General features: G+C 66.2%; 6 protein-coding genes and 1 pseudogene. All 7 read right to left on the bottom strand.

Annotated elements, in window-relative coordinates:
* Positions 1-89: 89 nt before the first annotated feature.
* Positions 90-1,327: pseudogene (locus WC704_RS16430) on the bottom strand (tyrosine-type recombinase/integrase).
* Positions 1,328-1,693: 366 nt separating this feature from the next.
* Complete coding sequence (locus WC704_RS16425) at positions 1,694-2,380, bottom strand: transporter (RefSeq protein WP_372891851.1); 687 nt, start codon at positions 2,378-2,380, stop codon at positions 1,694-1,696.
* A gap of 67 nt (positions 2,381-2,447) precedes the next feature.
* On the bottom strand, positions 2,448-3,428 hold the full coding sequence (locus WC704_RS16420) for a cation diffusion facilitator family transporter (protein WP_372891849.1): 981 nt from the start codon (positions 3,426-3,428) through the stop codon (positions 2,448-2,450).
* Positions 3,425-3,760 (bottom strand): DUF190 domain-containing protein, encoded by a 336-nt coding sequence (locus WC704_RS16415; protein WP_372891847.1) that lies wholly within the window; start codon positions 3,758-3,760, stop codon positions 3,425-3,427. The genes WC704_RS16420 and WC704_RS16415 overlap by 4 nt, the downstream gene beginning before the upstream one ends.
* Complete coding sequence (locus WC704_RS16410) at positions 3,760-7,020, bottom strand: efflux RND transporter permease subunit (RefSeq protein WP_372891845.1); 3,261 nt, start codon at positions 7,018-7,020, stop codon at positions 3,760-3,762. The genes WC704_RS16415 and WC704_RS16410 overlap by 1 nt, the downstream gene beginning before the upstream one ends.
* Positions 7,021-7,023: 3 nt before the next feature.
* Positions 7,024-8,184, bottom strand: coding sequence for an efflux RND transporter periplasmic adaptor subunit (locus WC704_RS16405; RefSeq protein ID WP_372891843.1), 1,161 nt, complete (start codon positions 8,182-8,184; stop codon positions 7,024-7,026).
* On the bottom strand, positions 8,184-9,452 hold the full coding sequence (locus WC704_RS16400; protein WP_372891841.1) for a TolC family protein: 1,269 nt from the start codon (positions 9,450-9,452) through the stop codon (positions 8,184-8,186). The genes WC704_RS16405 and WC704_RS16400 overlap by 1 nt, the downstream gene beginning before the upstream one ends.
* Positions 9,453-9,478 lie beyond the last annotated feature (26 nt).

The raw sequence follows: 9,478 nt of genomic DNA, 5'->3' as shown, positions 1-9,478 counted from the left end.
CCGGCTTCCTGCTCCTTGATCATCCCGATGATCTGTTCCTCGGTGAAACGGCTCTTCCTCATTCGTCTGCTCCTTCCAGCGGGCAGACTCTACATCAGATCGAGGGAACCAACGGGGGGCAGGTCAGGCACAACCTGCCCACCTTCCTGCAATGTGTCCACATAGTCGCTCCACCATTGCGCCATCTCAACCCGTTCCACCCAATGCGCGCCCCGATGGTAAGCCGCGCGGACTTGATTGGCTTCGGCATGCGACAGTGTGCGTTCGATCGTGTCCGGGTTCCACTTGCCGCTTTCGTTCAACAGCGTCGAAGCGGTGGAGCGGAAGCCGTGCGCCGTCATCACGTCCGCGCCGAACCCCATACGCCGCAACGCGCCGTTGATCGCATTTTCGCACATAGGTTTGAGCGGCGACCCCAGCTTTGGGAACACGTATTTACTGTTCGCAGAAAGCGAAGCGGCTTCGCGCAAGATTGCGACGGCTTGGCGCGACAAGGGCACGCGGTGCGGCTGGCGTTGTTTCATGCGCGCCGCCGGGATCGTCCAGACTGCCGCGTCTAGGTCGATTTCGCTCCACTCGGCTTGCCGCACTTCGCCGGGTCGCTGGAACACGTTCGCGGTGAAGCGCATCGCCAGCGTTGTGATCGGCTGACCAGAATAGGCTTCGATCGCGCGCAGCAACCCGCCAAAGGCGATCGGATCGATGATTGCCGCATGATGCTTTGCAACGGGCGAGACTAGCGCGCCCTGAAGTGGCTGTGCAGGGTCGCTGGTAGCGCGGGCGGTGGCCACCGCATACCGAAACACGCGGCTGGAAAAGAATCGCAACCGCCGCGCCGTCTCGCGTTGTCCCACCCGCTCCGACTTGCGAAGGACCGCCAGCAATTCGTGCGGCGTAATTTCAGCAATCGGGCGCGTGGCCAGCGACGGGGAAAGCTTCGACAACAGCCACCGGGTTTTCGCGACCGTCACTTCGGCGCGCCCTTCGGCCTCGCAGCTTGTCGATATATTCTTCGGCAATCGCGGCAAAGGTGTTTGCGGTTGCGACCCGTTGCGCGATTCGTGCCTCCCGCTTGGCCAATGCCGGGTCGCTGCCCGCTTGCGCCGCCTTGCGCGCTTCGTCGCGTTTCGCCCGCGCATCCTTCAAACTGACTTCGGGATAAGACCCCAGCGCGAGCTTTTTTTTCCTTGCCGCCAATCCGGTACTTCAGCCGCCACAGCTTTGACCCGGTGGTGGTTACGAATAGGTAGAGGCCCTTTTCATCGGCCAGCTTGCGGTCGCTTTCCCCTGCTTTCGCCAGCCGGATCGCCGTGTCGGTCAACGCCATGATCGTCCCTTTCGCATCGGTGCGAATGGCCGCTGGCGAAAGGCCTCCAAAAAGGCCCCCACTTTTGGGCGATTATTGGCGAACGCCAGCAATCTAGAGCTGTCAATGCGAGGGTTAAACTCGCGGATTTCTGCGGCTTTTTCAACCTATCGCGGGCATCAGCGGATACGTAAATGGTGCCCGGAAGAGGACTCAAATGGTGCCCAGAAGAGGACTGAATCCGGCACTTAAGCGACTGAAATACGGCAGTTCTTGCTGATGCATTTCGCCAGCACCATCAATAGCACCATCAGATTATCTGGCAAGCCCCGGACGTTGGTGGATTCGCGCCCCCGCGTCGCCGACCGATACAAAGGTCAATGAAGCTCACCCCATCAGCTCTTCGAGCAGAAGCAGACCAAGAAACCCGACAAAAAACATGGCGCTGATCAGCGGACTGTCGGGCTTGGCGTGGGCCTCGACGAGCAGCTCCTCGGTCACGAGATACAGGAGGGCGATCAGACCGAAGCTGAGGAAGCCGCCGATCACCGCGGGCGGGAAGCCCGCGACGGGCGTGGCGAGCAGCACGCCGATCGGCAGCAGCAGCCCAAGCCCTGCGGTGATCGTGACGATCTTGACCTTCGATCTCACGGTCGCACCCAGTTCCTCGGTCACGGTGACGCCGAGGAACAGGATTTCCAGCGTCAGCGCGATAGTGAGCAGCAACCCGGCCTTGGCCCCGGCGATGAACGCGAGGCCAAGCACTAGGCCATCGATGAGGATGTCGGCGGCGACCGCGCCGAGCATGCCCAGCGGTCCTTCGAAGCGTCCCTCGAGCGACTTGAGCGACAGCATGGCGACGACGCCGATCGCGCCGCCGATCAACGTGGCGGACGGCGAACCTTCATGGACGACCTGGGGCAGGATTTCTGCAGCCGCGGCGGCGAACACAACGCCGGCCGCCAGATGCTGGATCGCGCTGGTTAGCCCCGGGCCGGGCGGTCGCAGCACCGCAACGATCGCTCCGACGAGAACGGCAAGCAGCGGAAAGACGGTGTAAGTCAGCGCCAGCATCAACGTCTCCTAATGTGTCGGCGCCGGACAGACGTCACGCCGGTGCAGGTGCCGTCTGTCACAGGCCTCAAACCACGTGATCGGACTCGAGCGGGCAGTCCGCGTCGGGGTCGGTCTCGATCTGGATCGTCGCGTGATCGATACCGAACCGTTCCTTGAGAGACTCCACGATCTCGGCGGTGAAGGCGTCACCGGGATAGCCGTCTGGTACAAGCAGGTGGACGGTCAACGCCGTCTCGGTCGTGCTCATCGGCCAGACGTGAAGGTCGTGCACGCCCTTTACGCCGCGTTGCTTGCGCAGGAACGCCGATATCCTTGCCGGTTCGAGCCCGGAAGGCGCCGCCTGCAGGCTCATGTTGACCGAATCCCGCAGCAGACCCCACGTCCCGATAGCGACCACTGCGACGATCACCAGACTGGTCACGGGATCGATCCACGTTTGGCCGGTCAGCACAATCGCCAGTCCGGCGAGGACGACACCAGCGGAGACGCCGGCGTCGGCCGCCATGTGCAGAAAGGCGCCTCTGACGTTGAGATCGCCCTTTCGGCCGCTCATGAATAGGAGCGCGGTCGCACCATTGATGACGATGCCAATAGCCGCAACGATCATCACCGTCGTGCCTGCGACAGGGCTCGGTTCGGCGAACCGTCGGATCGCCTCGACCGCGATCACGCCGATCGCGACGAGTAGCAATAAGGCGTTCAGAAGCGCTGCGAGGATTGAGGAGCTGTGCAAGCCGTAGGTGTATTTGCCCTTGGGTCTGCGCTTGGCGAGCGTCGCCGCGCCCCACGCGATCAGCAGGCCGAGCACGTCGCTCAGGTTGTGGCCGGCGTCGGCGAGCAGTGCGACCGAGCCGGCAATCAGGCCGTAGGTCGCCTCGACGATGACGAAGATGACATTGAGCGCGGTACCGATGGCGAACGCACGTCCGAAGTCGGCTGGCGCGTGGCTGTGGCCGTGCCCGCCGTGATTGGGCTCCGCACCGGGCGGATGCTCGGCGTGGTCGTGCCCATCGCCATGGTCTTGATCGGTGCCCCTGCCGCTCATCTGTCAGTCTCCGCCATGTTGTCGCCGCCGAGTATCTCGACTGCCTCGAGTGTCATCAGCCCGATGCCCGATATGTCCGCCAGTTCGGCCACGAACGCGCGAAGGCGCGCATCGTCATCCACGATCTCGATCACCAGCGACTGGTCGTCCTCCAGTAGGTGCCGGCGATGCTGATGTGCGGACCGGCCGAAACCGAATAACGCCCGAAGCACAGTCGCTCCCGCCATCTTCGCGTCGCGTGCGCGAGACGCGACCACCTCGAAGACTTTGCGGTCGCCGAAATAGGCCGCTTCATCGGTGTAGATTCGCAGCAGTTTCATGCCGTTTTCCATCATCCTTCTCCCGTGGCTGGAGCCATATGCGCGGTGGTGTCCAGATTGCGCTTGCGTCTCTGGCGCCACCGCTCGCCCAGGCCGAGCACGACCTGGGTAATAGCGGGAAGCACGAGCAACGTAAGAATGGTCGCCGCAATCAGGCCGCCGATGACCACCATCGCGAGCGGCTTCTGGACCTCGGCACCGGTGCCGTGCGCGAGCGCCATGGGCACGAAACCGATCGCCGGCACGAAGCCGGTCATGATCACCGGCCGCACCCTTTCGAACGTCCCTTCGACGATTGCGCGGCTGAGGTCGACGCCGTCCTCCAGCCGCTCGCGGATGGCGCTCATTACGACCAACCCGTTGAGTACGGCGACGCCGGCAAGGCAGATGAACCCGACCGCTGCCGACACCGAGAAGGCGATGCCGGTCATCAGCAGCGTGAACACGCCGCCGGCGAGGCCGAGCGGCACCGCCGCGAACACGGCGATTGCCCGGCCCAGCCCGCCCAGCGCGAGATAGAGCAGGACGAAGATTGCCGCGAAGCAGAGCGGGACGACGATCGCGAGCCTGTCGGATGCGGCCTGCAGGTTCTGGAACTGTCCGCCCCATTCCAGGTAAGAGCCGGTCGGCAGCGCGACGGTACCGACCTTCGGCAGCGCCTCCGCCACGAACGAGCCAACGTCGCGTCCGCGCACGTTTGCTTGGATGACGACGCGCCGCTTTCCGTTCTCGCGGCTGATCTGGTTGAGACCCTCGCTGAACCGGAACTGCGCGACCTGCGACAGCGGCACCGAGCCGCGACGCTCGGTTTCTTCGGGCGGCAGCAGCACCGGCAGATTGCGCAGGGCGTCGAGGTTGTCGCGCGATTCCATCGGCACACGAACCTGCACGCCGAAGCGCCGGTCACCCTCGAACACCAGACCGGCCTCGCGGCCGCCCATCGCGGCGGCCACGGTGTCGGCCACCTCCTCTACGGTCAGCCCGTATCGGGCGATGGCCGCCCGGTCGAAACGGACGTCGAGCGTCGGCGAGCCGCTTGTCTGCTCGGCCTTGACGTCGGCAGCGCCCTGAATCGCCTGCAGCGTCTTGACGATGTTGGCGGCCGACGCGCTCATCTTGTCGAGATCGTCGCCATAGAGCTTGATCGCGACATCGCCGCGCACCCCGGCGATCAACTCGTTGAAGCGCAGCTGGATCGGTTGGCTCACCTCGAACGCGTTGCCGATCTGGGCGCCCGTCTTCTTCTCGATCCGCTCAAGCACGTCGGCCTTTGTCTCCACCCCGGCCGGCCACTGGTCCTGCGGCTTCAGGATGACGAAGCCGTCAGAGATGTTGGACGGCATCGGGTCGGTCGCCACCTCCGCCGTGCCGGTTTTGGAGAACATCAGCGCCACCTCCGGCAGGCTGGTGACGGCCCTTTCGACACCCCGCTGCATCTTGAGCGACTGCTCCATCGAGACCGATGGAACGCGGCTCGAGGCGAGGGCGACGTTCTTCTCGTCAAGCTGCGGGATGAACTCCTGCCCGAGGAAGCCGAAGGCTAGGATCGCGGCCGCAAAGAAGCCGAAGCCTGCGGCGATGAATGGCCAGGGCCGAGCCACCGCCATGTCGAGGACCGGTGCATAGCGTTCCTTGATTCGGGCGACGATCCACACTTCCTTCTCGGCGACCTTGCCGCGGATGAGCAGGGCGACCATCGCCGGCACGAACGTCAGTGCGAGGACAAATGCGGCCGCCAGCGCCAGCATGATAGTGATAGCCATCGGCGAGAACGTCTTGCCCTCGACTCCGGTGAACATCAGCAACGGCGCGAAGGCGAGGAAGATGATGGCCTGACCGAATACGGTCGGCTTGATCATCTCCTGGCTCGCCCGCATCGTCTCCTCCAGGCGTTCCCGAAGTGCGAGCAATCGTCCTTCCCTGTGTTGTCGCTCGGCGAGGCGCCGCAGGCAGTTCTCGATGATAATCACCGCGCCATCGACGATGAGGCCGAAGTCTAGGGCGCCCAGGCTCATCAGGTTTCCGGGCACCCCGAAGGCGTTCATGCCCATCGCCATCATCAGGAACGAGAAGGGGATGATGAGCACAGCGATGATCGCCGCGCGCACGTTGCCGAGCAGTAGGAACAGCGCCGCGGCGACGAGCACGGCGCCCTCGGCGAGGTTCCTCTGCACTGTCCCGACGGTCGCGTTGACGAGCACAGACCGGTCGAGCGTGGTCGTGACCTTGATGCCGGGTGGAAGCGACTTCGTGACCTCGGCGATCCTGTCGCCCACGTTGCGGGCGACGATGCGGCTGTTGCCGCCGATGAGCATCAGCGCGGTGCCGACCACGACCTCGTGGCCATTCATGCTGGCGGCACCCGTCCGCAGGTCGCCGCCGATCCGCACCGTGGCCACGTTCTTGACCGCGACGGGCACCCCGCCACGTGTCGCGATGATGGCGTCGGCGATCTCGTCGATGTCCTTGATGCGGGCATCGCCGCGCACGAGGAACGCCTCGCCGCCGCGGTTGAAGAAGTTGGCGCCGACCGACAGGTTCGCCGCTTCGAGCGCCTTGGCGAGTTCGGAATAGGAAACGCCGTAGTTGCCGAGCTTCACCGGGTCGGGCTCGACCACATAGGTTTTCTCGTAGCCGCCGATCGAGTCGATCCCCGCTACGCCTGAGACGGTGCGAAGCTGCGGCCGGATGATCCAGTCCTGCACCGTGCGAAGATACGCCGAACGCGATACCTCATCGGTCAGCCGATCGCCCTCGGGCGTTAGGAAGCTACCGTCCGATTGCCAGCCCGGTTGCCCGTTCGCAACCTTGGCGCCTCTGCCACCTGGGTTGGCGAAGTCGACCGCATACATGAATACTTCGCCGAGGCCCGTCGTGACAGGCCCGATCTGCGGCTGGACGCCGTCGGGCAGGCTGTCGCGTGCCTGCGCGATGCGCTCGCTCACCTGCTGGCGGGCGAAGTAGAGATCGGTCTTGTCGGTGAAGATCGCGCTGACCTGGCTGAACCCGTTGCGCGAGATCGAGCGGGTCGTTTCGAGACCCGGGATGCCCGCGAGCGCCATCTCGATCGGAAAGGTAACCCGCTTCTCGATCTCGATCGGCGACAGCCCGCGCTCGACGGTATTGATCTGGACTTGGTTGTTCGTGATGTCGGGAACGGCGTCGATCGGCAACCGGGTGAGCTGCCAAGCGCCCACGGCAGCCACGACGAGGAAGAAGGCGACGACGGCCCAGCGTGCCCGGACGGACAGCGCCATGAGGTTGGCGATCATGGTCTATTCCTCCTCGCCGGCGGACTTGCCAAGCTCGGCCTTGAGCAGGAAGGCGTTGGTCGTCGCGACCACCTGGCCGGGCTGCAGGCCGCTCACGATCTCGATCCGGCCCGCGCTGCGCTGACCTGTCGTGACCGCGCGCGCGCGGAAGCCCTGCTGCGTCCGCACGAATACGATGTCCCTGCCGTTGAGCGATTGGACCGACTCCTCCGCAACGACGATCGCCGTCGATCCGCTGCCACGGCTCGGCAGAAGGCGGACGCGGACGGCCAAACCTGGCGGCAGGCCCGCGGATGCCACGTCGATCACGGCGGTGGCGGCGCGCGTTTCGGTGTTGAGCGTTGGCGTAACCGCGCGGACCCGTCCATCGACCGTCCGCCCATCGGGCAGCTCAATCACGGCTCGATCGCCGGGGGCGAGGCGGGCGGCGTCGAGCGATCCGATCGCCGCCTCGATCTGTACCTCCCGCGGATTGGCCACCCGGAACAGCTCGGTTTCGGGCTGCACGAAGGCGCCCAGCTTGGCGGTGATTGCGGTGACGCGGCCCGAGATCGGGCTGGCGACGATTACGCCACGCCCATCGGCCGTGATGTTCGCCGCGCCCGCCGTGGACCGTGCGCGCTGTGCTTCGGCCGCTGCCATCGCCGCCTCGGCCTGAGCCTTTTCGTAATCCGCACGCGACGAAACCTTCTGATCGTAGAGGTAGCGCTCGCGCGCCAGTCCCTTCTGCGCCAGGGTGGACCGCGCGGCGGCAACCTTGATGTCCGAGGAGAACTGCGCGGCGTCGCGGCTTTCCACGATCGCGAGCGCCTCGCCGGCCCGCACCGGGTCGCCCAATCGCTTGAGCAGCCGAACGACGGCGCCGCCCGCTCGGGCGGTGACGACGGCCTCGCCGGTGGGCGACGCCGACACCGTCGCCTGGGCGACGATCTCGGCGGACAGGCCGCCGGCACCGACGGTTTCGGTCGCGATGCCCGCGTCCTTGATGGCGGGCTCGGTCATGGTGACGGCGTCCGACGCCGGCTTCTCGGCCTCAGCGGCTGCTTCCGTCGAGGGCTTGGGTGCCGTGGGCGTCGTCAGGCGGGCGGTGAGGAAACCGCCGGCGGAGGCGACAAGCGCGACGGCGGCTGCGCCGCCGAGCAGACGCTTGTTGGTATCGGTCATCAATAGTCTCCGGAAGGCGTGGCCGAGGGCGCGGCGCTCGTCAGACGGCGCAGGCGCGCGGTGGCGGTGTGGAAGGCGATGAGTGCGTCGGTGGCCGCCGCTCGGGTCTCGGAGAGCGTGCGCTCGGCGTCGAGCAACTCGATCTGGTCGAACTTGCCCTGCCCGTAGCCCAGCCGCGCGATGCGTGCTGCCTCCTGGGCGGCCGCGAGCGCCGGACCATTCGCCGCCCGCGCCGTGGCGGCGGCGTTGGCGACGTCGGCCAGGGCGCTGGCGATCGCTCGATCCGCGTCTAGCCGGGCGAGCCTGAATTGTGCCGCGAACTGGTCGCGTTCGGCGGTCGCCTGACCGATCGCGGCCCTGCCGTTGTTGAACAGCGGGATCGGGATCGACACCCCGACCACCGCGGCAGTGTCACGTGTCGATTGCAGCCGCCGGGCGCCGGCGCTGAGCGTGACGTCGGGGACGCGGTTGGCGCGGGCGAGGCGGACCTGGGCTTCCGCGGTCGCCAGGTCGGCGGCGGCGATGGCGAGCGCCAGCGTGCCCTCAGCACTTGGCGCGACCGTCGGGCCGATCCCGGCGACGCGGTCGAACCACACCGTGTCGAGCGGCGCCGTCACCGGCCGTCCGATCACGCGGGAGAGATTCTCGCGGGCGACGGCAAGCGAGCGCTGTGCGCGCTCGACCGCGACGTTCGCGTTGATCGAGATCACGTCGGCGCGCTGCTGGTCGATCGGCGAAGTCGCGCCGACCATCACGCGGTCCCGCGCGACGCGGAGACCTTCCGTGGCTATTGCCGCTTGCTCGCGGGCTACCAATAGCCGCCGTTCGGCGCCGACCGCCTCGACATAGGTCTCGGTGACCTGCTGTTCGAGGTCGGCGAGCGCGACGAACGCGCCGAGCTTGGCGCGGCCGATGCGCGTGTCGGCGACCGCAACCCGGGCCGACCGCTTTCCGCCCATCTCGATCGGCAGCGAGAAGCCGACGGTCGTCTCGGAGCCTGACAGACCGCGATAGGGCCCGGTGCCTGCGACGTTCTCGGCCTGGCCTTCAAACGATGGGTTCGGCCTGAGGCCGGCAACCGTTCGGCCAGCCGTGGAGGCGCGGACGCCGGCATCCGCCGCCTCGACGCCGGGTGACTTTGCTCGCGCCGACGCTAGCGCATCGTCGAGCGTGAATGGTGCCTCGGTCGATGCGACCGGGGCGGTCTGCGCCACGGCGGTGCCGGCGCAGACGGTCGCGGCGAGAAGCGCCGCGAGGGTTCGGGACATGTTGGTTGGTCTCCTGACGTTCGCTT

This window comes from Sphingomonas sp. (assembly GCF_041661885.1).
Taxonomy (GTDB): domain Bacteria; phylum Pseudomonadota; class Alphaproteobacteria; order Sphingomonadales; family Sphingomonadaceae; genus Sphingomonas.
Note: the sequence above shows the minus strand (reverse complement) of the source record. Positions and strands in the feature narration are given on the sequence as shown.